The sequence below is a fragment of the Gammaproteobacteria bacterium genome (assembly GCA_009838035.1).
Taxonomy (GTDB): Bacteria; Pseudomonadota; Gammaproteobacteria; order Steroidobacterales; family Foliamicaceae; genus Foliamicus.
Map to the genome: position 1 here is coordinate 48,662 of VXSK01000017.1, position 25,170 is coordinate 73,831.

Consider the following 25,170-nt stretch of genomic DNA (forward strand, 5'->3'; position numbering starts at 1 on the left):
TCCCGTCTTTCTCGGGTCCGAACGACTGCTTGGATGATCGCGTGAACAGGGGCAAGGCGGCAACGGCCGGCGCTTCGCCTGCGTCCGGCCCCGCAATACTCGAGCGGATTGCGGACGGCGACCCGCTCGCCATGACCGAACTCGTCGACCAGTACGGCGACCTGGTCTGGTCGCTGGCGCGGCGCTACTTCGGCGCCTCCCCGATCGCCCAGGAGTCGGTGCAGGAAGCCTTCCTGTCGCTTTGGTCCAGCGCGGGACGGTTCCGCCCCGATCGCGGCAGCGAACTGACCTTCGTGCTCACGGTTGCGCGCCGGAGGATCGTGGACCAGGTCCGGCACGAGGCCCGTTTTTCCGGCGGCGTGCCGCTGGTCGGCGACGAGGTGGACCAGAACAGCAGCGACCAGGCCCGGCTCGACGCGCAGCTCGAAATGACGCGGGTCGAACCGCTGCTGCGCGAACTGTCCGGGAACGAAAGGGAAATCCTTTCGCTGTCCCTTTACGAAGGCTATTCACATAGCGAGATCGCGAAACGCCTGAATATGCCCTTGGGAACCGTCAAGACGCGTATCCGCCGCAGCCTCATCCGTCTGCGGGCGGCGCTCAAGGTGGAGCGCGGGGAGGTTGACAGTGGCGCCCGCTGACAGAATCCGCGAACTGCTCGCCGCCGAGGCTGCCGGGGAGCGGCTCGACGACGCGGAGTTCGGCGAGTTGCAGCAATTGCTCGGCGACATGCCGGCGGCGGAACGCATCCGCGAACGCGATGCCATGCACGAAGCCGCGGCCCTGGGGCAGGCCGCCTTACTGGCGGAGGACCGCGAGGCCTGGCGGCGCATGCCCGGGGACTTGCGCGAACGCTTGCTGGGCATGGCCCGCGCCCGGGCCGTGGACAGCGCCCCGCGGGCAGGACGGCCCAATTGGCCGGCCCGCTGGGGATGGGCCGCGGCCACGGCCATGGTTCTCGTCTGGATCGTCAGCACCGTGCTGCTTCCGCGTCAGCCGGCCGTGCCGGACAGCGTGTCGGTGCAGACGGCTCCGGACGTCGTCAGGCTGCCATGGCGCTCGGACATCAGCGGTTACGAGGAGGTGCGCGGCGAAATCGTCTGGAGCGATACGCTGCAGGCTGGCGAGATGCGATTCGCCGGGCTGCCGCCCAATGATCCCGAACTGCAGCAATACCAGTTGTGGATCGTGGACCCGGACCGCTATGAGCATCCGGTGGACGGCGGCGTGTTTGACGCCTCCGCCGATGGCGATATCGTTGTCCCCGTGGACGCGAAGCTGAACGTGGTTGAGCCGGTGGCCTTCGCCGTGACGCTGGAGCAGCGCGGCGGCGTGGTGGTGTCCGAAGGACCGCTGCTGCTGGTGGCCGCCGAAGGCCCGCGCCCGGGACAATCCCTTTGAGGATTCTGCGCGGTATTTTTCTGGCGCTCGTCTGGACCGCCGGCGGGCTGGTCGCTCTCGCGCTGATCGGGTTTGGCGTCGCCGCCTGGACCTGGCGGGACATCCCGGCCGAGACGCTCGAAGCCCGCTACGGCACGCCGGCGTCGCAATTTGCCGAGATCGACGGGGCCCGCATCCACTACCGCGACGAGGGCCAGGGACCGGCGGTGGTGCTGATCCACGCCAACTTCGCCAGCCTGATCGGCTGGGACCCCTGGGTGGACGCGCTGAAGGACCGCTATCGCGTCGTTCGCTTCGACATGACCAGTCACGGCCTGTCCGGCGCCGACGCGACCGGCGACTACAGCCTTCCCCGCACGGTGGACCTGATGGAGCGGCTGCTGGATCGCCTGGGCGTGGAGCGCTGCGCGATCGTCGGAACTTCGCTGGGCGGCACCGTCGCCATTCACTACACGGTCCGCAACCCGGACAAGGTGGCCGGCCTGGGCCTGATTTCGCCCGGCTCGCTGGAGCCCGGCGTTCGCGGCCGGCAGGCGCCGCCGCGCATGTCGCCGGTTACGGCCCTGGTGCGCTGGATCACTCCCCGCGCGCTGCCGGAATTCATGCTCAAGGGCGGATTCAGCGATCCGCAACGGGTTTCGCCGGAACTGGTCGACCGCTGGCATGACCTGTGGCGGCTGGAAGGACAGCGGCCGGCGCAACTGGCACGTCTGCGTCAGTACATTTCCGGCAACATCGAGGAACTGATCGGGCAGGTGTCGGCGCCCGTCCTGATCCAATGGGGCGAGGACAATCCACAGGTGCACGTGGAACTGGCCGCCGAATTGGCCCGGCTGCTGACGAGCGCGCCTTCGATTGAGACTATCATTTATCCCGGCGTGGGGCACATGGCGATACAGGAAGCGCCGCGCGAAACCTCCGTTGACGCGCGCGCCTGGCTGGACCGCGTGCAGTTCGCCCCCACCGCCGGTTAATTTCGCGCACAGCGGGAGTTGCAACGATGAAAAAACTGCTGAAGGTGCTGGTCGTGGCCGTCATCGCGGTCTTCACGCTCGCGGTGGCCGGCTTCGGCGCGTTTCAGTACATGAACCGCACTCCGCCGCAGCTGGCGGAGCCGAACTATTTCGCGTACTACAAGGACCAGGACACGGTGCCCGAGGGCCGCGTGGGGATCTTCATTTCGCACCTCATCCAGCCGGAGGAGCTGCGTTTCGAGGACTACTACGTGCTGTCGCAAAAAAGCCTGCAGTACATCCCCTGGCCGATCCGCAACTTCGCCGGGACCGATCGGGGCGTGGTGCTCATGGATGCCGAGCGCTACTACGAATTCGAGGAATTCACTCCCACCCGGCTGATCGATCACATGGGGCGCGATACGGATTTCGACGGCGTACCGTACGCGGACAAGTACCTGACCGGCGAAGTCGTCTGGTCGCCGCCCTCCACCGCAACCTACATGTCTCAGGGGTTCTTCCTGCTTCCCGGCCGCAAGGCCGGCATGCCCACTTCCGCGGCCAGGCTGATCACCAAGTGCCGGGTGTTTTACTACGCACCCGGCAAGGGTTTCATGGACGGCCGGATACCCCACGAGGAAGGCAGCCGCCTCCTCGCCGAGGACGCGATGCAGCGGGTGCATGAAAAGTACGGCGACATTCCCTGGGCTTGGGTGACCGCCGAACACTTCGGCATGGCGCGCCAGGCCATGTACGAGCTGCTGGACACCGGGGTGGACACGGTATTGCTGGCCATACCGCGGCCGGTCTATTCGCACCACGAGGAATTCAACAGCAGCGTCAAGCACGCCATGCACTACATCCACGAGTGGGAGGAGCGCAACGACAAGCACATCAAGGTGATCATCACTCCGCAACTCGGCGACATCCCGGTCATCCGCACCGCCTACATCAACATGCTGAGGGACCGGCTGGACACGTTTTCGCCCGCGGATTCCGTAAATGTTGTGATATCGAGCCATGGAATGCCCTGGGACAACGTTCCGCACGAGGCCTGGCTGGAACTGGGGCCGCCGTATCTCAAGGCGATTAAGGACGATGTCCGCGAAGTGCTGGACAGTTACGGCTTTTCCCGCAGCGAAGTGGTGGTGAGCCAGGAGAATTTCGCCGATCCGCTCAACGATCCCGACGACGACTACCTGTCCACCAACGAGGCTTACTGGAACGGCATCAACGCCGGCTACGACTACGTCGTGAACCTGCCCGTGTCGTTCTTCGCCGAGAACACCGACACCGCCTTCGGCCACGCGATGGTCAATTACGAGGGATTCGACGAGTACAGCCGCTACGATCCCATCGACTATCCCGACTGGAACGAGCCCCTGGTGCGCGAGTTCGTGCAGGACGGGACGCGGGTCATCTACAACGGCACGCCGGTGGGCCGCTACGGCGAACCGATCGTCGAGGCGTTTTTCCAGGCCATGGATATGATCCTGTCGCAGCATGAGGCCGATCCGGCCGGCGACGCACCAGCGATTCGGGCCGCCGGCGCCCAGCCCGGCGCTCAATGAGCGAGCCCGGCGACCGCCCAAGCCTCGAGGGGCTGCGCATTCCGCGGGATGAGCAGCCCCCGGAAAGCCGCCTGAAGCGATTCCTGTGGCCGTCCATCGGCACGGTCTGCGTGGTCGGCGTGCTTGCGCTGCTGGCCGCCTGGTTCTGGCCCGACTCGGCGACGGCCGTGCGGGTCGAAACGGTGAGTTCGTCGTCGGCCGGCGCTGCCGCCAGCGTGCTGGACGCCAGCGGCTACGTGACCGCACGGCGCGCCGCCACCGTTTCTTCCCAGCGCACCGGAAGAATCCGCAGGGTGCTCGTGGAGGAAGGCATGACCGTCGACGAGGGTCAGGTAGTGGCCGAGCTGGACGACGCGGCGGAACTCGCGCAGCTGCGCCTGGCCGAAGCGCAACTGACCTCGGCGCGCAGCGCCCTGGGCGAGACCCGCGCCGAGCTGCACGAAGCCGAACTGTCCTTCGCCCGGCTGTCGGAGCTGCACGACCGGGGACTGGCCAGCGAAGCCGAAATGGACGCCGCCACGGCCGCCCGCGACCGGCTGAGCGCCCGACTTGAGTCGAACGACGCGGCCGTGACGGTCGCGGAGCGCGCGGTGGCGGTGCAGCGGCAGGCGCACAGCGAAACGGTCATACGCGCACCCTTTGCCGGCGTGGTCATCGACAAGAACGCACAGCCCGGCGAAATGGTTTCGCCGGTTTCCGCGGGCGGCGGATTCACCCGCACGGGCATCTGCACGCTGGTGGACATGGAATCGCTGGAAATCGAGGTGGACGTGAACGAGGCCTACCTGCAGCGCGTGCGTCCCGGAGGCGCGGTGACGGCGCGACTGGACGCCTATCCTTCCTGGCGCATTCCCGCGGAGGTGATCGCGATCGTGCCGGCGGCCAACCGCGAGAAGGCCACGGTCCGGGTGCGGGTGGGCATTCTCCAGCGGGACCCTCGCATTCTTCCGGACATGGGCGCAAAGGTATCGTTCATCGAGGCGGGACAACCAGCGCCGGCAGCCGTGGCCGGCCCGGACCGGCTGAGCATCGCCTCGTCGGCCCTGCAGGGACAGGCGGACGATCACTGGGTTTACGTGGCGGAAGACGGACGGGCCGTGCGCCGCAGCGTCGCGGCGGGCGAGCGCGACGGCCGGAGAGTGGTGGTTCTTTCCGGACTGTCGCCGGGCGACAGGGTCATCCTCGATCCGCCCGCGGGGCTATCCGACGGAGCGGAAATTCAATATCCTTGACCCGGCACCGAATACGAGAGCGCGATTCATGGCCCGAGAATTGATCCGTTTGACGGACGTCAGCAAGAATTACCGCAAGGGGCGCGAGCTCGTGCGCGTGCTGGACGGCATCTCGCTGGCCATCGAAAATGGCGATTTCGTGGGCCTGATGGGCCCGTCGGGGTCCGGCAAGACCACGCTCCTGAACCTGCTGGGCGGTCTCGACAAGCCGACCAAAGGCGACGTCGAGGTGGACGGCAGGAACATCAGTAGGCTGTCGACGGGTGCGCTGGCGAAGTGGCGGGCGAGCAACATCGGGTTCATCTTCCAGTTCTATAACCTGCTGCCCGTGCTGACCGCCGCCCGCAACGTGGGCCTGCCGTTGCTGCTGACTTCCCTTTCGGCCTCGCAGCGCAGGAAGCACGTCAACACCGCGCTGCAACTGGTGGGCCTGGCGGACCGGGCCAAACACTATCCGCGCGAGCTGTCGGGCGGCCAGGAGCAGCGGGTGGCGATAGCGCGCGCCATCGTGTCCGATCCGCCCATATTGCTGTGCGACGAGCCCACCGGCGACCTGGACCGTGCGACCGCCGACGAAATCATGAGTTTGCTGCAACGGCTGAACCGCCACTACGGCAAGACCATCGTCATGGTCACGCACGATCCGCGCGCCGCGTCCTTCGCCCACCGAGTGCTGCACCTGGACAAGGGCGAGTTGGGCGCCGCGCCGGAGGAGATCCACTGATGAACCGCTTCACGCTGATCTGGCGCAACCTGTGGCGCAAGCCCATCCGCACCGTGTTCACGATGCTGGCGGTGCTCGTGGTGTTCTTTCTCTTTACCCTGCTTGAGGGCCTGCGGATCGCGTTCTCGCTGAGCGATGTCGGCGTCGAAGCGCAGGAGCGGCTGCTGACCTCGCACAAGGTTTCGCTGATCATGATGCTGCCCGTGGCCTACCAGTCGCGGATCGCGCGTCTGCCCGGCGTCGACGCGGTGTCCCACGGAACCTGGTTCGGCGCCCGCTACCAGGACAATCCCGAATTCGCCCAGTACCCGGTCGTGGCCGAGGAATACCTGGCGCTCAATCCCGAAATCAAGCTGGACGAGGAACAGAGGCAGGCCTGGCTGGCCAATCGGGGCGGAGCCATCGTGGGCCGGCCGGTGGCCACGCAGTACGGCTGGGAAATCGGCGACCTCGTTCCGCTGAGGTCCAGCATATGGACGCGAAACAACGGCAGCGACGTCTGGGAATTCGAAATCGAAGGCATATTCGACGACACCGACGCCGGCATGAATGCAGGTGTGGTGCTGTTCCATTACGACTATTTCGACGAGGCACGGGCCTTCGGCAAGGGCACCGTCGGCTGGTACGTTTCCAAGGGTAACGGCTCGATGCCGATCGAGGACCTGATGGCCTCGATCGACGCGGAATTCGAGAATTCGCCGGCCGAGACCAAGACCAACACCGAGGCGGCCTTCGCCCAGGCATACGCGCAGCAGTTCGGCAACATCGGCCTGATCGTGACGCTGATCCTGGCGGCGGTCGTGTTCATGATCCTGCTCGTGACCGGCCACACGATGGCGCAGTCGGTGCGCGAGCGGATTCACGAAATGGGCGTGCTCAAGACGCTGGGCTTCACCTCCGGGAGCATCTTCCGGCTGACGGTCCTGGAGGGCCTGCTGCTGGTTCTGCCCGTGGGCATCCTGGCAATGGCGCTGGGATGGGGCGCCCTCACGGTCGTGGCCGGGATCATGGGCGCCGTGTTCCCTGCCGGCCTGCAAATCGGCACATTTTCCATAACGCTGGGCCTGGCGCTGATGCTGGCGATCAGCCTGGGATCCGTGCTTCCGCCGGTCATCCGGGCGCTCCGGCTGGACATCGTGGCGCTGTTGCGCACCACGTAGTGCCGTGTTCGGCTGGCTGACGCAGACGGCGGCCCTCTCGGCCCTGAACCTCCGCAGCCTGCCGCGCAGGCCCGGCACGGCCGCGGTGGCCATGTCCGGTATCGCCGCGCTGACCGGCGTGTTCGCGGGCGTTCTGTCCATGGCGTCGGGATTCGAGAAGACCATGGAAGGGACCGGTCAGGAAGACGTGGCCCTGGTCCTGCGCAGTGGCTCGACCGCGGAACTCAACAGCCGCTTCTCCGGAGAGCAGGCGGACGTGATTCGTTACGCCCCGGGCATCTCCAGGGACGCGGAGGGAGAACCCGAGGTTTCCGCGGAACTGTTCTGGATCGTCAATGCCGTGGGCAAGTCGTCCGGGACGGAGGCCAACATCGCGCTGCGCGGCATACAGCCCCCCGGCTATGCGCTGCGCAAGGACTATCGGCTGACGGAGGGTTCGGAATTCACTCCGGGACGGTTTGAACTGATCGTCGGCCGCGGCGCGCGCAACCAGTTCGTGGGCCTGGAGCCCGGGCAGACCATCCGATTCGGGAAGACCGAATGGCTCGTGACCGGAGTGTTCGAGACCGGCGGCTCCGTTTTCGAATCCGAACTCTGGTGCGACGTCAACGTGCTCCAGTCGGCATATCAGCTCGGCAACGGCTTTCAGGTGGTGCGCGCCCGCGTGGACGGCGCGGAAGGACGTACGCGACTGGAGGAGGCGCTGGGCGATGATCAGCGGCTGGCCGTCGACGTCTGGAGCGAGAAGCAGTTCTACTCCGAGCAGGCCGAGGACACGGCCTCGCTGATCCGCTGGATCGCAGTTCCGGTTTCGGTGCTGATGGCAATCGGCGCCGTGTTTGCCGCACTGAACGCCATGTATGCATCCATTTCCGCCCGGGCGCGCGAGCTGGCCACGCTGCGGGCGGTCGGCTTCGGTTCCTTTCCCACCGCCCTGGCGACCCTGCTGGAGTCGGTGGTGCTGGCGTTTCTCGGGGGCGTGCTCGGCTGCGCCATCGCCTGGTTCGCCCTGAACGGCTTTCAGGCGTCCACCCTGGCCGCCAGTTTCAGCCAGGTCGTGTTCAATTTCGCCGTTACGCCGGACCTCCTCGGACAGGGAATCGCGGCGGCCCTGATAGTGGGCCTGGTGGGCGGGTTCTTTCCCGCCGTGCGGGCGGCGACCACGCAGGTCACCGCGGCCCTGCGCGAGCTCTAGCGCCGTGTCCCGCCCGCGTCGCCGCCCGACACCCGTGTCGCGGCGCGGTGCGCCGCCGGGCTGATCCGATGCGGGCGGGCCGCATGATCCGGGGAATCGCAACGGCCATCGGCGCCGTTGTTCTGCTGGCCGTCGCCACGGCGGACGAACAAGGCATGATCGATTACCGCAAGGACGTCATGCTGAGCATGGCGGCGCACCTGACGGCGCTGACGGAGTTGCTGGCCGGCAACCTGGAAGTGAATGAACGTCACGTCGAAACCCAGGCCACCTCGCTCGGACTCAACGCGCAACTGGTCAGTTCGTTGTTTCCGCCGGGATCCGACGAAGGCGACACATCGGCCCTGCCGGGCATCTGGCAAAGGCCCGAACAGTTTCTGAACCGGGCCGAGGCGGCCGAGCGCGAGGGGCGTAACCTGGTTGCCGCGGCCGGGTCCGGAGACCGTGAGTTCATGGTGCAGTCGCTGAAGCGGCTGGCCGACGCCTGCCGGGACTGCCACCGCGATTTCCGGCACGAGGAAGAGGACTAGCTGCTCGACACGGCGCCGGCCTCGCGGGACAGATACAATTTCTGTTCTCATGAACCTGCGCGAAACTTCCCTTGGCCTGCTTGCCGCCCTGGCGGCGGCGGCCGGTGCGATTTCGGGATGCGGCGGAGAGGCGCCGGAGGAGGAGCCGGTGGCCATTGCCGAACCCGGGTGGGAACGATTCACCGGGGAATTCATCGACGACCTGTACGCCGCCGAGCCGACGCGCGCCGTGTGGGCCGGCCGCCACGAATTCGACGGGCAGCTTCCGGACATGAGCGCGCGGGCGATTCGCGAGCGCGGCGACATGCTGCGGCAGTACGTCCGAAGGGCGCAGGAGGAGTTTCCCTCGGAATCCCTGAGTCCGGAACAGGACCTTGAGCGCAGTCATCTCCTTGCCTCCATCGAGAGCATGCTGTTCAGCGTGGAGGTGGCGGAGTATCACCTGCGCAACCCGGCCTGGTACGCGGGGCGCCTGAGCCCCAGCGTCTACGTATCGCGCGAATACGCACGCAAGGACGAGCGGCTCGCGGCACTGACCGCCCACCTGCAGAAAATCCCGGCTTATCTGGAGCAGATGCGCGGCGCGCTCGAGCCGCCTTTTGCGCGGCCGTTCGTTCGCACCGCTCTGGTCAACTTCGGCGGACTGGCGTCGCATCTCGAGGGCGACGCGCCCGGCCTGTTCGCCGATGTCGAGGACGAGGACCTCCAGGCGGCGTTTGCCGAAGCGCTGGCACCCGCCGTGCAGGCCCTGCGTGAAGTCGAGACCTGGCTGGAGCTGCGCCTCGAGGATGCGAGCGGCGACTTCGCCCTCGGCGAAGAACGCTACCGGGAACTGCTCTGGCGCCGTTACCGGATCGACCTGGACTGGAAGACGCTGAAGGGCGTGGCGCAGGCTGACCTGGCGCGCAATCTGGAGCTCCTGCGATCGACCTGCAAGCTGGTCGATCCGGAAATCACGATTGCCGAATGCGCCGCCATGGTGCGCGACGACAAACCCGAACAGGGCGCCGTGGCCCGCGCCAACGAACAGTTGCCGGAGCTGAAGGAGTTCCTGGTCCAAGCGGACATCGTCGGCATTCCCAGCGACGAGACCGCCTTCGTGGCGGAGGCGCCCGCCTACCGGCGCACCAATTCCGCCTACATCGAGATTCCCGGCGCCTACGAGGAAGGCCTGCCCGCCATCTACTACATCGCCGGCCCGGACCCGGAATGGCCGCCCGAAGTGCAGCGGCAGTACGTGCCCGGCGAAGCCGACCTGCTCAACACCTCGGTGCATGAAGTCTGGCCCGGGCATTTCCTGCATTCGCTCTATATCAAGCGCTCGGCCAACCGGATGGGCAAGATCTTCTGGAACGCCATGCTGAGCGAGGGCTGGGCCCACTACACCGAGGAGCTGATGCAGGAAGCGGGGCTGGGCGAAGGAAAGCCGCTGCTCAGGGTGGGTCAGATCCTCGACGCGCTGATGCGCGACGTGCGCTTCCTGTCATCCATCGGATTGCACGTGGAGGGTATGGACGTCGAGACCTCGCAGCGGATGTTCGCGGAACTGGCCTACCTGGACCCGGGCAACGCGCAGCAGCAGGCGCTCAGGGGCACCTACGATCCCGACTACTTCGTCTACACGCTGGGCAAGCTCATCATCGTGAAGATGCGCGAGGACTGGACCGCGGACCGCGGCGGGCGCGCGGCCTGGAAGGAGTTTCACGAGCAACTGCTGTCGCTCGGCAACGCGCCGCTGCCGGCGCTGCGCGAAGCGATGATGGGCTCCGACGACCCCGGCTCCCTCCTCTGATCAACCAATAACGAAATCGCGGATTGCGCCGACCTTGCGGGCCAGGAAGTCCGGGTCCTCGTAGGGAGGCATGTTGACGAAGCGCGCGCGCGGTGCAAGCGCAGCAGCCACGCGGGTGTGTTCGAGCAGCGGGTCCTGCTCGTCGCAGATCGCCAGCGCCTCGCAGGTCAAAAGCGGCATGCGCTCGCGAACCCGGTGCGAGAAGGCCGCCCGGTACGCCTTGTGATAGGTCGTGAGCGCCTTCAGCACCTCCACCGTCGCCTTGTGCAGCAGTTCCGGCGCCACGATGCCCGTGCCGCGCAGATGCTCCTTGTCGCGCTTGAACCAGGGGAAGAAGATGTTCTGGTCGCGCATGAACTGGAACGCCCAGAGGTAGTGCCGGCCTTCCAGGTCCGGGTGCACCTCCGGCGCGTAGTTGCTCAGCATGTCCTGGCGCTCCTCGCCTTCGAACAGCGCAATCCCGTCCAGGATGACCTTGCCGATCCGCTCCGGCGCGGTGATCCCCAGTTCGATGGCCGTGTGCGCGCCGGTATGGCTGCCGTAGGCCGAGGCGCTTTCGATTCCCAGCGTGTCGAGCAGCGCCAGCATGGAAACGGCGAAGTCCTCGATGCGGGGCTGCTCCATCGGCAGCGCGTCCGAGTCGCCGTTGCCCGGCGTGTCCGGGCAAACCACGTTCAGGGTCTCGGCCAACGCCCCGCCCAGCGTGCGCATGCTCCACGACGACGTAGGCGAGGCATGCAGCATGAGCAGCGTGCCCTTCGCCGAGCCCGGAAAGTGGTAACGGTAGTGAATGCGGCCCTTGGCCGTGTCGGCGAAAGCGCGGCTCAAGCGCAGCGGTGGAGCGTTTGACATGGACTTACCCTTTTTCGTTGCCGGAGGCGAACCGGTGTCGCGGCGCGACGCCGGAGAGCGCATATTGCCTCAAAGCGGCGGGGCTGTGGTAAATTCCCGCACCCTGTCCGACGCGCGGGCAGGGGTTCCGGCAAGAGGGGTTCAGCATGGTCATCATCAAGAGAATACTGATCGGCATCGTGGCGCTGCTGGTGTTGTTTTTCGTCGTCGGCTTCCTGCTTCCGAAGGACGTTCGCGTGGAACGCTCGATGGAAATCGACGCGCCGCCGCAGGCCGTGTTCGAGATGGTCAACGACTTCCGGCAGTTCAACAGCTGGCAGCCGTGGGCACTGATCGATCCCGACACGCGCTATGTTTACGAGGGACCCGCGACCGGCGCGGGGTCGCGCATGATGTGGTACAGCGATCACCCGGAAGTGGGCGACGGCATCCAGGAGATCATCGAGAGCAAGCCGTATTCGCTGGTTCGCACCAACCTGGATTTCGGCGCGCAGGGCTTGGCCGTTGCGGACTACCTGATCGACGAGGCCGACGGAGGCTCGGTCCTGACCTGGACACTCGAGACGAACATGGGCGGGAGCCCGTTCATGGGCTACGTGGCGCTGATGATGGACGGTATGGTCGGTTCGGCGTATGAGCAGGGTCTGGCCAACCTGAAGGAGATCCTGGAAAATCCGCCCGAACCTGAACCTGAACTCGAGCCCGGGCCGGCGATCATGGACGCCCCGGGCGACCCGGAAGATTCCGGCGAAGCACAACCGGAAAGCCAGGCCACCTAGGTCGCCCCTTCGAGTACAGCCGAGGACTGCCAAGCATGACCCATCCATCCACCGCTTCCATCCGCAACATCGTTCTCCTCGGCCATTCCGGCGCCGGCAAGACCGTGCTGGCCGAGAAGCTGCTGGCGGCTTCCGGCGCGATCAAGACGCCCGGCAGCATCGAACGCGGCACCACGGTGTGCGACTACCGCCCCGAAGAGAAGCGCCTGCAGTATTCCGCCGACGTCGCGCTTTGCCATTTCGAGCACGACGGCGCCAACGTCAACCTGATCGACACGCCGGGTTCGGCCGATTTCGCCGGGCGGGCGCTGAGCGTGCTGCCGGCCGCGGAGACCGCCATGGTGGTCATCAACGCCGCGGCCGGCATCGAACTGATGACCCGCCGCGCGATGGACGCGGCCGGGGAAATGAAGCTGGCCCGTTTCATCGTGGTCAGCCATATTGATAGCGAGACCGCCGACCTGCCCGGCCTGATGGAACAGATCCGCGAGTCCTTCGGGCGCGAGTGCATCCCGCTGAACCTGCCGGCCGACAACGCCGCGCGGGTGGCCGACTGCTATTTCAATCCGGAAGACGCGGACACCGACTTCGATTCCGTCGCCGGGGCGCACACCGCCATCGTCGACCAGGTCGTGGAACTGGACGACGACCTGATGGAGCTGTACCTGGAAGAGGGCGAGGACATGAACCCGGAGCAGTTGCACGGCGCATTCGAACGCGCGCTGCGCCGCGGCCACCTGGTGCCGGTGTGTTTCGTATCCGCCGCCACCGGGTCCGGCATCAACCAGCTGCTCAATGCGATGAACCAGCTTGCGCCGTCGCCCCGCGAGGGCAATTCGCCGGCCTGCTCGCTGAACGGCGAGGCGGTCGCGCTGAAGGCGGACAAGGACGCCGACGCGGTCGCGCTGCTGGTCAAGATCAACGTCGATCCGTACGTCGGCAAGATGGGCGTTTTCCGCGTCTTTCAGGGCCAGGTGAACGTGGGCGATTCGCTTTATCTCGACGACCAGCGCAAGGCGATCAAGGCGGCGCACCTGTACGCGCTTCAGGGCGCCGAGTCGCAGGAAGTCCAGTCGGTCGGCCCCGGCGGCATCGCCGCACTGTCGAAGATCAACGAACTCTCTTACGGGGGCGTCCTGCACGCGGAACACGCGCACGACCGGCTCGAGTTCGCGGACGCGCCACTGCCGGCGCCGATGCACGGCGTCGTGCTGGAACTGACCCGGCGCGGCGACGAGAAGAAGCTGTCCGACGCGCTCGCCAAGCTGACCGCCGAGGACCCCAGCCTGCTGCTGGAGTTCGATACGCAGGCCAACGAGACCGTCCTGCGCGGCATGGGCGAACTGCACCTGCGGGTCATCCTCGACCGCATGAGCGAGGAGTTCAACCTCGAGGTCGAGACCCGTCAGCCGCGCATCGCCTATCGCGAGACGGTAACGCGCAAGGCCGAAGGGCATCACCGTCACAAGAAGCAGACCGGCGGCGCGGGCCAGTTCGGCGAAGTATTCCTGAACATCGAACCGTTGCCACGCGGCGGCGGCTTCGAGTTCGTCGACAAGGTGGTGGGCGGCGTGATCCCGTCACAGTTCATGCCGGCGGTCGAGAAGGGGGTGCGCCAGGTGCTGCTGGAAGGCGCGGTGGCCGGCTACCCGCTGCAGGACATCCGCGTGACCGTGTATGACGGCAAGCACCATCCGGTCGATTCCAAGGAAGTCGCCTTCGTCGCCGCCGGCAAGAAGGCCTTCCTGAACGCGATCGGCAAGGCCCGGCCCATCGTGCTCGAGCCGATCGCGAAGATCGAGGTCACGACGCCCGGCCAGCACATGGGCGACATCGCCGGCCACCTGTCCGGATCGCGCGGCCGCATCAGCGGCAACAACTCCATCCCCGGCAACCAGGTGATCATTTCCGCCGAGGCGCCGATCGGCGAACTCGGCGATTTCCAGACCCGGCTCAAGTCAATGACCGGAGGCGAGGGCGCCTACACAATGGAATTCGACCACTACGCCACCGCTCCGCCCCCGATCCAAAAGGCCCTCGAAGAAGCCTTCAAACCCAGCGACGACTAGCCCGGGAGCGAGGGCGTCCCGCCCTCTCGATTCGGATCATCGAATTCCCGTTTCCCGGGCACTGCCGATTTGCTCGGCCTTGTCATGCAAGTTGTATTGCGGCGCCCGCAGATGTTTCCGCGGAAACACCCCGACGACGACCCGCATTGCCGCCGTGCTGGGATGCGGCGCCGGAAAGTGTTTCCGCGGAAACACCTCTTCGCAACAGCAGTCAGCGGCGCGCGGCCTGCCCATCTCCCGCGACACCGCCTCTTGTTCCGTACGTCGCGAGTTTCAGGAAATTTTCAGGTACGATTGAACACTGCATGGTCAATCTGTTCTGGCGAAACATTGGCATAACGCCGATCATCACCATCGCTTGGTGGGCATTCGCTTTGCTGGCCGGTGGAATCACACTCCTTGGCGGCTTTTGGGTACTGCTGTACGGCTATGTCTGCTGGCGTATAGCGGTGTCTTTTCGCGGTGCGATCGAAAAGGGTGAAGGACATCGCTATACCACGAACCAGCTGCACCTGAGACTTACCGGTCTGACTCTGGCCGTGCTCTTGGCGCAGGTGATCCTGCTCACGCTCGCCGTGTCATACGTGGAAGGCAATGAGATCGCCGGACCTGCTTTCTTGAAATTCATTGGAATCGCGGGGACCGCGAGCCTGCTGGTTCCGGTCTATTTTTGGTTCCCTAGCCGGAGCGGGCTTCAATCCCTGGCTTCGTTTCTTGTATTTGCCGGGTTTATTGTCTGGTGGGAAGTTGTGCGGAATCTGTGGCCCGATGAACTGCTCCTGGGACCGGCGATCGGGCTCGCGTCCTTCCTGCTCAGCATTTTTCTCCTTCGTTGGCCATTGAGTTTGCGGGCGCCGAATCGAACCACCCGGAAGGCCATGGACGAATTGGAGCAGGGCAAGGGGAAGCGTTTCGGCAGCGCCGACGAGTTGTTCGAGGATCTCGGCGTATGAGGCGCTGACGCCGGTTCGGTCCGGCCGATTTAGGGCGATAGCAAAGAAACGCGTTTAGGCGGCGGACGTCGATCGCCTTGCTTCGTCCAACTGTATATGTTAAATATACACACCAGAATGAGTGTGCCGAACGACGTCGCCCACCGGATCGGTCCGATTTCGCCCGCCGCATCGGGCGCGCTGTATCAGCAGATAGTCAACGGCTTCAAGCGCGAGATCGGGGAAGGTCGGCTACCCGGCGGCACTCCGCTCCCCTCCTTCCGCCTGCTTGCGGAGAAACTATTGGTCAGCATCATCACGGTTCGCCGCGCCTATGAGGAGCTGGAGCGCGAAGGAATCATTTTTCGGCGCCAGGGCCTGGGGACGTTTGTCGCGACCGACGGACGCAAGCGCAGCCGTGAAGCCAAGCGCCGGAGTGCGGAGGCGTTGATTCGTTCCGCCGTTCAGGAAGCAACCGAATCGGGCCTGAATCCACGACAGGCCAGGTCCTTCGTCAACCGAATTACAAGCGAAACCCTCTCCGAGGAAGAAGAATGCAAAACGCCATCGAAATCCGCGGCCTGAGCAAGAGCTTTCCGGGCTTCCAACTGGGCCCTCTGGACCTCAGCGTGCCCTCCGGCGCCATCTACGGCCTGGTGGGCCCCAACGGCGCCGGAAAGACGACCACGTTGGATCTCATCTTCGGTCTGGGATTGCCCCAGGCCGGTGAAATCCGGGTCCTCGGGTGCGACCACATGAAGGATGAAGTCGCCATGAAGCAGGCCGCGGCCTACGTGAGCCCGCAGACCAGCTATGTGCCGTGGAAATACGTGCGGCGCGCCGTCCGGTTTATCGGCGCCTTTTACCCCGATTGGGACCAGGACTATTGCGACGATCTGCTCAAGCGCTTCAGGATCGACCCGGACGCGAAGATCGCGACGCTGTCGCTGGGTAACAACATAAAACTCGGGTTGGTCCTGGCGCTCGCGCGCCGCCCGCGGGTCCTCATCATGGACGAACCCACCATCGGGCTGGACCCGCTGTCGAAGAAAGACCTGTTCGCCGAACTGCTCGCATTGATGCGTGACCAGAACCACACGGTCCTGATTTCGTCGCATAACCTCACCGATCTCGAGCGGTTTACCGACCATATCGGCGTCATTCACGAAGGCAGGCTGTTGCTGGAGGGCCGCACCGATCACCTGCTGGAGACCCACCGCCAGGTCAGCTTTTCGCTGGACGGCGCCCCGCCGCCCGGCGCACGTGTCATCGAACGCGACGGCGACAGGCAGCGTGTACTTACCGAGTCGGCGGACGAATACCGCGAGTCCCTCGCCGGCTGCGGCGCCAAGGGAATTTCCGTTAAGCCGGTGACCCTCGAAGAACTTTTCACCGCGCTGGTCGAATGATGGTTGGCCTGTGATGAATCGCCCGGTCGAACTGAGTCTTTTACGCCTGCCGCTTGGTGTCATGGGGTACGTGGCACTTCTCGTGCTGCCCCTGGGCGGCATGGCCCGGAATTCGGACCTCCACGAAACGAGTATTTTTTCTTGGATCCTGGCGGGTTTGTTTTTCTATGCGCCGCTTGTCGGCAGCTTGCTGGGCAGGGAATGTTCTCTTGCGTGGGGGCGGGCCACGGCTCTGTTGCCGGTGTCGGCAAGGGTCCGAATGATTGTGATCTGGTGGCGAAGAGTGATCGCTCCAGCGATCCTGGTCTGGGTTCTCAGCGTGTTGTATGCGCTTCTATCCCCAGTGGATTCTCTTTCCTGGGGCACCGCGCTTACCGGTCTGGCCCTGCCTTTCGCCGGCTGTTCCTGCTGGTTTCTCGCCGCCGCCTCATCGGGCGCCGGATTCTGGACTTACAGAAGCCGGAGGCGGGCGAAAGCCGGTTTCCTTGCCATTCTCGGATATGTCGCTTTTCTGGCCATCCCGTTCGCGACGCTTCGCTGGATTGACCTGGAACAGACCGGGGTCCGGTATCCGATACTGCTTCTGCTCTTGGGGGTGGTCCTGTCGCTACTGGCACTGAGTCGGCTCTACTCGGTATGCCGGGCGGACTCAAACACCGTGGCCGATGCGCGGCCCGCAATTCGGCAAGAAAAAAGGCGCATTCGAATAGGAAGCGGCTTGACTGGATTCCGGCTGTTTGCAGTGCATTTTTTCCTCTACAGCGCCGGTGCAGCATTTCTCCTTAACCTTATGTTTTTTCTTCCCTGGAAGATGCTGGAACTGTTGTCGGATTTTCCTGCTGCTGAGATGGAGATATTCCTCCTGCGCGTCTTTCCGGCCACAAATCTATTGCTGCTTGGCGCATTCCTGGCAACGAAACTCTCCTGTCTCAGGGTCTTGAGGACCCTGCCCCTGAGCGCAAACCAGATCAGTATTCGGCTGACTGTCATGGTGGCCCTGGCCATGCTGTTGTCTTGCCTGATGACCGCTTTCCTGGCGTTACAGTTTTACGGCAGTCATTCCGTTGTTCCCGTTTTTCTGTTCAGCATGGGTGCTGCGGGAATCGCGAGTTGCATTCTTGTCCCTGGTTACTTGCACCTGACTCCTGAAGCGACTTTCTCGAAGCAGGCTTGGATGATCGTTCCGGCATTTGCGGCAACAGGGTTGTGGATTGCGGTTTCACTGTTCTTTTTCGCCGATTACCTGGAGTTGCCGGCGGCTGCCGTAGGCGTCACCGGGATCGTGTTGACCTGGATACTGGTAAGGGAAGTGCTCATGAACTCATCCCGCGCATACCGAACCCGCTGGCCGCTCGACCCGGCGGAAGAGCACGGCTATTTCCCCTGAACCCCCCAACTGCTTCGCGCGGCTGTCAGGCTTTCCAGACCAGCGGGTACTGGTCGCTGTCGAGACGGTCGCCGTCCGTGAGCAGGCTGTTGCGCAACGCACGGTTGGTGCCGGGGTGGCTGGAATAGATGACGTCGTCGCCCGTATACCGGGCCGTGTAGCCGCGCCGGCGGACCTGGTCACTGGTGTTGCCGCCGGCGCCGTGCAGCACCAGCGCATGGAAGGCGTACACGTCCCCGGGTTCGAGATCGAAGCTGACGATGTCGTAGTCGTCCCTCGCCGATTCGATATCGGGCACCGTTACGTAGTCCGGGTTCCTTTCATATTTTTCGACGTTGGCCCGCCCGAACACCTCCGGCTGGTAGAACCGCCCCCAGCGGTGGGAGCCGCGCACGAACTCGAGCGCGCCGGTCTCGGCGGTGGTGGGATCGAGGGCCACCCAGAACGACAGGATCTGGTAGCCGGTGACGGGCCAGTAGGGCTGGTCGTTGTGCCAGCGGGTGCGATTGGCCGTGCCGGGTTCCTTGACGAAGAGCTGGTCGTAGAGCAGGTTGATCCGGCTGCAGTCGAGGATCCGCGCGGCGATGCGCGGAAGGGGCGATTCGAAACAGAAACGCCGGAAGCCGTCGTGGAATTCCCAGGTGCGCAGGTTGCCGTGAAAGCGTCCCTTCCCGTCCTCCGGCTCATAGCCGTGAAAGTAGGGCGCCGGGTTCGCGATGTCGGCCTCGATGGCGTCGGCAATGACTCGCCGCCACTCCGCGTCCACGACGCCGCGCAAGGGTACGACTCCATCCGCGTGAAACGCTTCGATGTCTTTGGAGCTCAGATTCATTTCCATCATTTCCAATCCAGTCGCAGTTCCGAAAGGGGGTCAAGGGTGTCGATGGCTTCAATGCCCAGAGCACGGTCCCATGCGAACTGCCGGACCGTCAGTCCGTCGGGATCGATATCCAGGATCGTGAAGCCGTTTCTTTCCACCGGCTCCATGTGTTCGTGCGTCAGCACATTATCGGGCGGCGACGCGCCGACCCCGCGGGCGGCGCTGGGCCAACCGTTCCCCGTACCGATCGAACCGGAGAGAAAGACGTTGACGGGCGAGCCAAGGCCCATCCCGCCGCTCTCGAGTATTCGGCCGGCCGCGACCGCATGCAAATCGCCCGACACGACCATCGGCAGCCTCGATTTCTGTCCACCGATCGCCGACAGCAGCCGCTGGTGCTGACTGAACCATCCCGATTGCCAATACGGTTTGGCTTGCTCCACTCCGAGGCTGCCGTCCGGCTGCAGAACATCCGGGTACCACTCGCCCCACTTGCCCGCCGTCCAGCCGAAAGGAGTGGATGGAACGTGCACGAGGTGGCGAACGGCCGTCTCATCCCGGGTGCGGGCCGTGATCCATCGTTCGGCGTCCTCTTCGACGAATCTTGCCGACGGTCCGGCAAGGGACATGAACCGGCGGCAGTCGTAGAGCAGGAACTCGGCCAGCTGCCCCCAGCGGCAGGACCCGTACGATTCGCTGATGCCGTCGGCATGCGAACCGGCGAGGTGGACCGGGCGATCGGGGTCAGGCAGGAACTCCGGGAAATACAGGCTCTGCTGCGCCCGTCCGAGACGGGCGCTGAAGTTGCCGGGCGGAAAGGTCACGAATTCGTCCGTTCCCTCGTCGTTCTCGAAATAATCGTGGTCATCCTGAGTCAGGATGAGCGGAATCGAGCGAAAGTCGGTTCCGTAGAGGCTCGCGATCTGTTCGTCCAGGCACCGGGTCAGCACGATCTCGTTGTTCGATCCGTATAGCGGCCTGTCGCGGTCGAATTTTCCGTACCGGCCGTAGATTCGCTCGCGGTTCGCCGCGTGCTGCCCGCCGCGCTTGCGGGGCGAAATCCACTGGTCGAAATAGGTTTGATCGCCGATACCGATCGCGATATCGGGCCTGAAGTCCAGCGCCCGTCGCAGGAGTCTCCGGCGGGTGGCGACCGGCAGGAATCGCCATTCCCCGCTCAGCCATTGCGCGTTGTCCGGACCGCCCGCGCAGGTGTAGAGCAGCACCCGCAGGTGCTCCTTCGACGCATCCGGGGCGGGCGCGGTTCGCAGCGGCCAGCTTTCCGCCAATCGGCCGCCTCCGCCGGTTTGCAGTTCCAACTCGTACTCCGTGTCGCTTTCCAGCCCAGTCGCATGGAACGACCAGAAGCGACCCTGGCTGTCACGTTGCCGGCTCGGAAACGTCGTAGAGCTGATCTTCAGATGCGGCCCGGACTGCGGTTCGGCAAACGACGCCTTGATCCGAATGCTATCGTGGTTCGATAGCGGAATCAGGTGCCTGATCCGGCCTTCTGACCATTGCGAATCGGCAGCGGCCGGCATCCCGACCCACGCCGCAGCGGAGAACAGGCCCGCCTTGTGAAGAAATTCCCTGCGGTCCACGCTACTTCCCCGATTTCAGCAGGGTCTGCCGATAATCCTCGGGAATGAATTCGACGTCCTCGTTGCGCAGGAGGAAAGCCAGTTTCGCGCTTTCTTCCACTTCCTCGATGCCGAACACGGCGGCCCGCAGCGACCGGGCGGCTACGACCGGCCCGTGATTGGCGATGATGATTCCGGAATGGGTCCGGGCCTTTTCTTCGATGACCGGGCCCAGCGCTTCGTCGCCGGGCGGGAAGAACGGGACCCTCGCCACCCGGCCGACCTTCATCAGCACGTAGGGAGTAATCGGCGGAAGCATGTCCTCGGTATCCAGATCGCGAAGACAGGACAGGCACACGGAGTAGGTCGAATGCAGGTGGGCGACGGCTTGCCTGTCCGCGTCAGCGCGATACATCGAAAGGTGCAGGAATCCTTCCTTGGTCGGCTTGTCGCCGTCGATCCAGTTGCCTTGGGAATCGAGCCGCGACAGCCTGGCCGGGTCGAGAAAGCCCAGGCTGGTGTCGGTGGGCGTCACAAGGTAGCCGCCGTCCAGGCGCGCGGACAAGTTTCCGGTGCTGCCGGACGTCAGCCCGCGCTCGAACAGCGACCGGCCGAGCCGGGCGATTTCGTCCCGCAGCCTGTTTTCAGGATTCATGGCGCTATTGTCCCGCCATTACGGCCAGGGCCTTCTCGAAAAAGTCCGGCGCCCCGAAATTGCCCGACTTCAAGGCAATCGCATAGCCATCGCCCGCATCCGGCGAGTACAAGGCCGGCACGCCCGGGTCGATTTCCCGGCCCACCGCGAGCCGCGCCGGGGCCAGTGCGTCGATCACCGCGCCCGATGTCTCGCCGCCGGCCACCACGATGCGTTCGAAGCCTGCCTGTCTGAGCATAAGCGCCGTACTCCCGAACAGATCGTCCAGCTTCGCGGCGATGCTTTCCACGCCGTACCGATTCTGGAGCCGGGACACGCTGTCCGGCGCGTCGCTCGAATAGGCCACCGGCGATCTGCCGCGGTATCGCTCAAGCGACGCAAAAAGTTCGGCAGCCGCAAAGCGGCCCTCCATCACGGCGGCAACGTCGATGGCGATGGACGGGTGTTCCCCGGCATGGTTTTCGACCTGCATGCGCGTGGCGTTCGAGCAACTTCCGGCCAGCACCACGCCCGGTCCATTGACCGCACCCGCGGCGTCCATGGCCCCCGGGCTACGCGCGCTGTCCGGAAAGTTGCGGGGCAGGGCGGCCGCTATGGCGGAACCTCCCGTGACCAGGGGCGCCTGTTTGACGGCATCGCCGAGTATCGCGAGATCGCCGTCTTCGATTGCGTCGGCGATGACCAGCACGTTGCCGGAATTGGCGCATTCGTCCAGGGCCCGCGACGCCTCCGCCGGTCCCTTGCGAATGGTGTCCAGGGGCAAGTGGCCCACGGGCGCCTGAGTCTGGGCGCGAAGCCAGCGCCGGATGTCCGGGTCCGTCATCGGGTTGAGCGGGTGGTTTTCCATCCCGGACTCGTTGAGAAACCGGTCCTGGACGAACAGGTGGCCCTGGTACACCGTGCGGCCGTTCTCGGGGAAAGCGGGGCAGGCCACGACGCCCTTGACGCCCAGGGCGTCGGCGAGCGCTTCGCCGACCGGGCCGATATTGCCCTGCGGGGTTGAATCGAAGGTGGAGCAATACTTGAAGAAAATCTGGCTTGCGCCCTGCGACAGAAGCCATTCGAGGGCCCGCAACGATTCGCCGACGGCACGGCCCGCCGGTATCGATCGGCTCTTCAGCGCCACGACGCCGGCATCGACCGCCCGCGTATCGGCGCCTTCCGGCACGCCCAGGTAAATCGTCGCCGCCAGTCCGTCGTCGCCAGTCATGCCGCGCGAGATGGCGTTGGCGATATCGCTGGCGCCGGTGAAATCGTCGGCGATGACTCCGAGCAGCATGTCGCGTCGCCTCAGTTACCGTGGAGGAGAGAGCGAAGCTGCCCGACGGCCGCGTCCGGGCTGGTGAAGACCGGAACGCTGGCGGCGCTTTCGCAATCCGCGTTCGCACAGGCCATGGAGAACTGGCCCAGCATGATGGCGTCGGCGCCCGATACCCGGCCGGCGGCGGCCGCAATCAGCGAGTTGTGCTTCGATTCGTCGCCGCGCCGCAAGGTGTCGAGCGCACCGGGAACGTAAACGGTCGTCAGGCGCGCCGAGGGTTGCGCGCGGTTCGCCAGTTCCCCGAACTCGGCGGCCATCGCCGGACCCGCCGGCTCGAAGGTGACGAGCAGCGCCAGTTCGTCGCCGCAGTCCAGCGCGGCGCGAAACATCGCTTCGTTCGGCTTGAGAACGGGAATGGCCAGCCGCCGCGCCGCCGCCTCGATCGCGTCGCCGAACGCCGAGCAGGCGAAGAGCACCGCCTCGGCGCCGCAGTCGGCGGCATAGGCCGCGAGCCTGTGAATTCTCCGGCGAAGGTCGTCCGTCAGCTGCGGCTGGCGCTGCCGGTCCCGCGACAGGCCGTCGTCGAGGATATGGGTCAGCTCGGCCTCGCTCCAGTTCCGGTCGAACGCATCGGTAACGGGCGCCATCGACGCTTCGGTCGCGTGAATGACGGTGATTCGCCGAGGGTCCATGGTGCGGCGCTCTGGCTCAGATCACGTTTGTGACTGCCTCCGAGAAGGCGGCGGTCGATGCGCCGCCGCCGAGATCTCTTGTCCTGGTATTCGGGTCTTCCAGCGCCTTGTCCACGGCGGCTGTCATGACCGCTCCCGCTTCAAGATACTTCGGCCGGTCGCGATGCTCGCCGATCCAGGACAGCAGCATCGCAATCGAGAGCATCATCGACGCGGGGTTGGCGATATTCCTGCCGGCGATGTCCGGTGCGGACCCGTGCTGCGCCTGGGCGCAGCACAGCGTATCGCTGGCCATGACCGATCCCGCGAGTCCGAGGCTGCCGGACAGTTCGCTGGTAAGGTCACTCAGAATGTCGCCGTAGAAATTGGTGGTGACCAGCACATCGAACGACTCCGGAGTACGCACCAGGTGAGCCGCCGCCGCATCGACCAGAAGCTCCTCGAGTTCCACTTCCGGGAATTCCCGGCCGACGTCGCGGACCGCCTCGAGAAACAGGCCGTCGGTCATGTGAAAACTGTTGGCCTTGTGGATCGCCGTGACCTTCTTCCTGCGCTTCATCGCCCATGCAAACGCCTGGCGGGCAATGCGCTCGCTGCAGTGGCGCGTGATCTTGCGTGTCGACAAGGCCATGTCCGGACTCGGCATGACTTCGCCCCAGCCCCGCGTCATGTTGCGGTCCGGGTAGAAGCCCTCGGTTGCCTCGCGCATGATCACGAGGTCCATGGTCTTGCCGTCAGCGAGATTGGAAGGGAGAAACGGCCGCGTGCGTGCGGGCCGGATATTGGCGTAGAGGTCCAGCCCGACCCTGAATCCGGCGGACACGTTTCGCCCGCCTTTCTCGGGAGGCGGATAGTCGGCATGCGACTGGGTTCCGAGGATGACGCCGTCGCAATTCCCCGCCTTTTCCAGCACCTCGTCCCGCAGGGTCGTCCCATGTTTTTCAAGACTCGCAAAGCCGACTTCGTCATACTCGTATTCCAGTTCCAGCCCGAATTTGCGGTCCAGTGCGCGGAGCACCGTCATCGAAGCTTCCATGATTTCCGGTCCGATGCCGTCGCAAGGTAATACCAGGAAATTCATAGTGATTCGCGCCGTTGGCCGTGACGAAGCGTTACATATTGGCTAAATGTGTGACAAAATGCAATATCGGTGCCAAGAGAAGGAATTTCTGGGACAGTTGTGTATTTTGTCGTGCAAAAACCCATAATCGATTGGACATGTACCGCCTCGCACTGATCCTTGCCCTGGCGTGCGCGTGGGCCGATGCCGGCGCGGACTCCGAGTACCCGGCCAGGCCATTGACCTATACGGTTGCGTTCGGTCCCGGTGGCGGCAACGACCTGATGTCGCGCACCGTCGTTGACATCATCAGGCAGTACAAATTGTACGGCGACCAGCACATTCGGGTGGAGAATCGCCCCGGCGGCAGCGGCGCGATCGGATACGGACGCGTAGCGCGACAGGCCGGGAACGCCTATGTCATTACATCGACCAGCGGCAGCTTCCTGACCACGCCCATCGTGTCGGAAACCAGCTGGACCTGGCGCGATTTCACGCCGATCGCGCTGCTTGCCCTCGACGCGATGTTCCTGGTCGTGCGCACCGACTCTCCGTTTGTCTCGATGGACGAGTTCGTCACTCGCGCCAGGCAGTCCGACATGAAGATCGGCGGCAACGGGGCGACCGGACCGGACCGGGTCGTTGCGGGTCTGCTCGCCGAATCGGCCGGAATCGAATTCACCTACGTTCCGTTTCAGAACGGATCGGGGCTGCTGACCGGCCTCACGTCCGCCAGTCTCCACGCCCTCGTCTCGAATCCATCGGAGGTCATGGGCCAGGTCGCCGCCGGCAACTTCAGAGTGCTTGCGTACTCGGCGGATTCCCGGAGCACGGTCTATCCGGAGGTTCCGACCTTCGTCGAGCAGGGCTACGAGGTCGAATTCGCGGTGCCGCGCGGCATCGTCATGCCCGCCGGCGTTCCGGCCGACGTCCGGGACTGGTGGATTGCCGTGCTCAAGAAGGTCGTCGCCACCCCGGAATGGCAGAACTACCTGGAAACCAGGGGGCTGTCGGGCGCCGTGCTCTGGGGGGACGACTTCGGGGACTATCTTGGCCGGACGGACTCGGAATATCGCCGCATCCTGAATTCGTTCGGCTCTATCCACTGACCAGGCG

24 protein-coding genes are annotated in these 25,170 nt (G+C 64.9%); 17 read left to right on the top strand and 7 right to left on the bottom strand.

The window, feature by feature from the left end; all coding sequences use genetic code 11:
• The first annotated feature begins 41 nt into the window (after nucleotides 1–41).
• The 10 genes from F4Y72_07880 to F4Y72_07925 all read left to right on the top strand — a co-directional run bounded on the left by F4Y72_07880 (nucleotide 42) and on the right by F4Y72_07925 (nucleotide 10,558).
• Complete coding sequence (locus F4Y72_07880) at nucleotides 42–641, top strand: sigma-70 family RNA polymerase sigma factor (protein ID MXZ28212.1); 600 nt, start codon at nucleotides 42–44, stop codon at nucleotides 639–641.
• Nucleotides 628–1,401, top strand: coding sequence for an anti-sigma factor (locus tag F4Y72_07885; GenBank protein ID MXZ28213.1), 774 nt, complete (start codon nucleotides 628–630; stop codon nucleotides 1,399–1,401). Before F4Y72_07880 ends, F4Y72_07885 begins: the two co-directional genes overlap by 14 nt.
• Nucleotides 1,392–2,375 carry an alpha/beta hydrolase gene (locus F4Y72_07890; GenBank protein ID MXZ28214.1) on the top strand — a complete coding sequence of 328 codons (984 nt, stop codon included), beginning with the start codon at nucleotides 1,392–1,394 and terminating at the stop codon, nucleotides 2,373–2,375. The genes F4Y72_07885 and F4Y72_07890 overlap by 10 nt, the downstream gene beginning before the upstream one ends.
• A 26-nt stretch (nucleotides 2,376–2,401) precedes the next feature.
• A complete protein-coding gene (locus F4Y72_07895; GenBank protein ID MXZ28215.1) occupies nucleotides 2,402–3,925 on the top strand; it encodes a hypothetical protein in 1,524 nt (507 codons plus the stop codon).
• Nucleotides 3,922–5,157 (top strand): efflux RND transporter periplasmic adaptor subunit, encoded by a 1,236-nt coding sequence (locus F4Y72_07900; protein MXZ28216.1) that lies wholly within the window; start codon nucleotides 3,922–3,924, stop codon nucleotides 5,155–5,157. The genes F4Y72_07895 and F4Y72_07900 overlap by 4 nt, the downstream gene beginning before the upstream one ends.
• A 28-nt stretch (nucleotides 5,158–5,185) precedes the next feature.
• Nucleotides 5,186–5,881, top strand: a complete 696-nt coding sequence (locus tag F4Y72_07905) for an ABC transporter ATP-binding protein (GenBank protein ID MXZ28217.1) — start codon at nucleotides 5,186–5,188, stop codon at nucleotides 5,879–5,881.
• Complete coding sequence (locus F4Y72_07910; protein ID MXZ28218.1) at nucleotides 5,881–7,041, top strand: ABC transporter permease; 1,161 nt, start codon at nucleotides 5,881–5,883, stop codon at nucleotides 7,039–7,041. The genes F4Y72_07905 and F4Y72_07910 overlap by 1 nt, the downstream gene beginning before the upstream one ends.
• Nucleotides 7,042–7,045: 4 nt before the next feature.
• Nucleotides 7,046–8,236 carry an ABC transporter permease gene (locus tag F4Y72_07915; protein MXZ28219.1) on the top strand — a complete coding sequence of 397 codons (1,191 nt, stop codon included), beginning with the start codon at nucleotides 7,046–7,048 and terminating at the stop codon, nucleotides 8,234–8,236.
• A gap of 68 nt (nucleotides 8,237–8,304) precedes the next feature.
• Nucleotides 8,305–8,766: a cytochrome c gene (locus tag F4Y72_07920; GenBank protein MXZ28220.1), complete on the top strand. Its 462-nt coding sequence runs from the start codon at nucleotides 8,305–8,307 to the stop codon at nucleotides 8,764–8,766.
• A 49-nt stretch (nucleotides 8,767–8,815) separates the two neighbouring features.
• Nucleotides 8,816–10,558 carry a DUF885 domain-containing protein gene (locus F4Y72_07925; protein MXZ28221.1) on the top strand — a complete coding sequence of 581 codons (1,743 nt, stop codon included), beginning with the start codon at nucleotides 8,816–8,818 and terminating at the stop codon, nucleotides 10,556–10,558.
• Here F4Y72_07925 and F4Y72_07930 read toward each other — a convergent pair whose 3' ends face one another.
• The gene (locus F4Y72_07930; GenBank protein ID MXZ28222.1) at nucleotides 10,559–11,473 is read right to left on the bottom strand and encodes an alpha/beta hydrolase; all 915 of its coding nucleotides are present in this window, start codon (nucleotides 11,471–11,473) and stop codon (nucleotides 10,559–10,561) included.
• Between the two features lie 83 nt (nucleotides 11,474–11,556).
• Here F4Y72_07930 and F4Y72_07935 point away from each other — a divergent pair, with 83 nt between their 5' ends.
• From F4Y72_07935 to F4Y72_07960, 6 genes are all read left to right on the top strand, one after another.
• Nucleotides 11,557–12,189 (top strand): SRPBCC family protein, encoded by a 633-nt coding sequence (locus F4Y72_07935; protein ID MXZ28223.1) that lies wholly within the window; start codon nucleotides 11,557–11,559, stop codon nucleotides 12,187–12,189.
• Nucleotides 12,190–12,224: 35 nt separating this feature from the next.
• Nucleotides 12,225–14,258: an elongation factor G gene (locus F4Y72_07940; protein ID MXZ28224.1), complete on the top strand. Its 2,034-nt coding sequence runs from the start codon at nucleotides 12,225–12,227 to the stop codon at nucleotides 14,256–14,258.
• Nucleotides 14,259–14,563: 305 nt separating this feature from the next.
• On the top strand, nucleotides 14,564–15,211 hold the full coding sequence (locus F4Y72_07945; GenBank protein MXZ28225.1) for a hypothetical protein: 648 nt from the start codon (nucleotides 14,564–14,566) through the stop codon (nucleotides 15,209–15,211).
• Between the two features lie 96 nt (nucleotides 15,212–15,307).
• Nucleotides 15,308–15,775: a GntR family transcriptional regulator gene (locus tag F4Y72_07950; GenBank protein ID MXZ28226.1), complete on the top strand. Its 468-nt coding sequence runs from the start codon at nucleotides 15,308–15,310 to the stop codon at nucleotides 15,773–15,775.
• Nucleotides 15,745–16,599, top strand: a complete 855-nt coding sequence (locus F4Y72_07955) for an ABC transporter ATP-binding protein (GenBank protein MXZ28227.1) — start codon at nucleotides 15,745–15,747, stop codon at nucleotides 16,597–16,599. The genes F4Y72_07950 and F4Y72_07955 overlap by 31 nt, the downstream gene beginning before the upstream one ends.
• A 13-nt stretch (nucleotides 16,600–16,612) precedes the next feature.
• Nucleotides 16,613–17,986: a hypothetical protein gene (locus F4Y72_07960; GenBank protein MXZ28228.1), complete on the top strand. Its 1,374-nt coding sequence runs from the start codon at nucleotides 16,613–16,615 to the stop codon at nucleotides 17,984–17,986.
• 25 nt (nucleotides 17,987–18,011) lie between these two features.
• On the opposite strand, the gene F4Y72_07965 is transcribed toward F4Y72_07960, so the two are convergent.
• Genes F4Y72_07965 through F4Y72_07990 form a run of 6 tightly spaced genes read right to left on the bottom strand, consistent with a single transcriptional unit; the run spans nucleotide 18,012 to nucleotide 24,075 of the window.
• Nucleotides 18,012–18,827 (bottom strand): phytanoyl-CoA dioxygenase family protein, encoded by an 816-nt coding sequence (locus F4Y72_07965; protein MXZ28229.1) that lies wholly within the window; start codon nucleotides 18,825–18,827, stop codon nucleotides 18,012–18,014.
• Nucleotides 18,824–20,407: a hypothetical protein gene (locus F4Y72_07970; GenBank protein MXZ28230.1), complete on the bottom strand. Its 1,584-nt coding sequence runs from the start codon at nucleotides 20,405–20,407 to the stop codon at nucleotides 18,824–18,826. Before F4Y72_07970 ends, F4Y72_07965 begins: the two co-directional genes overlap by 4 nt.
• 1 nt (nucleotide 20,408) lies before the next feature.
• Nucleotides 20,409–21,041 (bottom strand): aldolase, encoded by a 633-nt coding sequence (locus F4Y72_07975; protein ID MXZ28231.1) that lies wholly within the window; start codon nucleotides 21,039–21,041, stop codon nucleotides 20,409–20,411.
• Between the two features lie 4 nt (nucleotides 21,042–21,045).
• On the bottom strand, nucleotides 21,046–22,320 hold the full coding sequence (locus F4Y72_07980) for a four-carbon acid sugar kinase family protein (GenBank protein ID MXZ28232.1): 1,275 nt from the start codon (nucleotides 22,318–22,320) through the stop codon (nucleotides 21,046–21,048).
• An 11-nt stretch (nucleotides 22,321–22,331) separates the two neighbouring features.
• Nucleotides 22,332–22,994 (bottom strand): arylsulfatase, encoded by a 663-nt coding sequence (locus F4Y72_07985; GenBank protein MXZ28233.1) that lies wholly within the window; start codon nucleotides 22,992–22,994, stop codon nucleotides 22,332–22,334.
• Nucleotides 22,995–23,010: 16 nt separating this feature from the next.
• Nucleotides 23,011–24,075 carry an isocitrate/isopropylmalate dehydrogenase family protein gene (locus tag F4Y72_07990; GenBank protein ID MXZ28234.1) on the bottom strand — a complete coding sequence of 355 codons (1,065 nt, stop codon included), beginning with the start codon at nucleotides 24,073–24,075 and terminating at the stop codon, nucleotides 23,011–23,013.
• Between the two features lie 137 nt (nucleotides 24,076–24,212).
• Here F4Y72_07990 and F4Y72_07995 point away from each other — a divergent pair, with 137 nt between their 5' ends.
• On the top strand, nucleotides 24,213–25,163 hold the full coding sequence (locus F4Y72_07995) for a tripartite tricarboxylate transporter substrate binding protein (protein MXZ28235.1): 951 nt from the start codon (nucleotides 24,213–24,215) through the stop codon (nucleotides 25,161–25,163).
• The last annotated feature ends 7 nt before the right edge of the window (nucleotides 25,164–25,170 follow it).

Bases quoted from the DNA above. Each gene is read 5' to 3' on its own strand.
- F4Y72_07930 (MXZ28222.1), bottom strand. From the start codon at position 11,473: ATGCGCTCTCCGGCGTCGCGCCGCGACACCGGTTCGCCTCCGGCAACG.
- F4Y72_07920 (MXZ28220.1), top strand. From the start codon at position 8,305: ATGCGGGCGGGCCGCATGATCCGGGGAATCGCAACGGCCATCGGCGCC.
- F4Y72_07980 (MXZ28232.1), bottom strand. From the start codon at position 22,320: ATGCTGCTCGGAGTCATCGCCGACGATTTCACCGGCGCCAGCGATATC.
- F4Y72_07940 (MXZ28224.1), top strand. From the start codon at position 12,225: ATGACCCATCCATCCACCGCTTCCATCCGCAACATCGTTCTCCTCGGC.
- F4Y72_07945 (MXZ28225.1), top strand. From the start codon at position 14,564: ATGGTCAATCTGTTCTGGCGAAACATTGGCATAACGCCGATCATCACC.
- F4Y72_07900 (MXZ28216.1), top strand. From the start codon at position 3,922: ATGAGCGAGCCCGGCGACCGCCCAAGCCTCGAGGGGCTGCGCATTCCG.
- F4Y72_07910 (MXZ28218.1), top strand. From the start codon at position 5,881: ATGAACCGCTTCACGCTGATCTGGCGCAACCTGTGGCGCAAGCCCATC.
- F4Y72_07965 (MXZ28229.1), bottom strand. From the start codon at position 18,827: ATGATGGAAATGAATCTGAGCTCCAAAGACATCGAAGCGTTTCACGCG.
- F4Y72_07905 (MXZ28217.1), top strand. From the start codon at position 5,186: ATGGCCCGAGAATTGATCCGTTTGACGGACGTCAGCAAGAATTACCGC.
- F4Y72_07925 (MXZ28221.1), top strand. From the start codon at position 8,816: ATGAACCTGCGCGAAACTTCCCTTGGCCTGCTTGCCGCCCTGGCGGCG.
- F4Y72_07955 (MXZ28227.1), top strand. From the start codon at position 15,745: ATGCAAAACGCCATCGAAATCCGCGGCCTGAGCAAGAGCTTTCCGGGC.
- F4Y72_07985 (MXZ28233.1), bottom strand. From the start codon at position 22,994: ATGGACCCTCGGCGAATCACCGTCATTCACGCGACCGAAGCGTCGATG.
- F4Y72_07895 (MXZ28215.1), top strand. From the start codon at position 2,402: ATGAAAAAACTGCTGAAGGTGCTGGTCGTGGCCGTCATCGCGGTCTTC.
- F4Y72_07975 (MXZ28231.1), bottom strand. From the start codon at position 21,041: ATGAATCCTGAAAACAGGCTGCGGGACGAAATCGCCCGGCTCGGCCGG.
- F4Y72_07995 (MXZ28235.1), top strand. From the start codon at position 24,213: ATGTACCGCCTCGCACTGATCCTTGCCCTGGCGTGCGCGTGGGCCGAT.
- F4Y72_07950 (MXZ28226.1), top strand. From the start codon at position 15,308: ATGTTAAATATACACACCAGAATGAGTGTGCCGAACGACGTCGCCCAC.
- F4Y72_07990 (MXZ28234.1), bottom strand. From the start codon at position 24,075: ATGAATTTCCTGGTATTACCTTGCGACGGCATCGGACCGGAAATCATG.
- F4Y72_07935 (MXZ28223.1), top strand. From the start codon at position 11,557: ATGGTCATCATCAAGAGAATACTGATCGGCATCGTGGCGCTGCTGGTG.
- F4Y72_07960 (MXZ28228.1), top strand. From the start codon at position 16,613: ATGAATCGCCCGGTCGAACTGAGTCTTTTACGCCTGCCGCTTGGTGTC.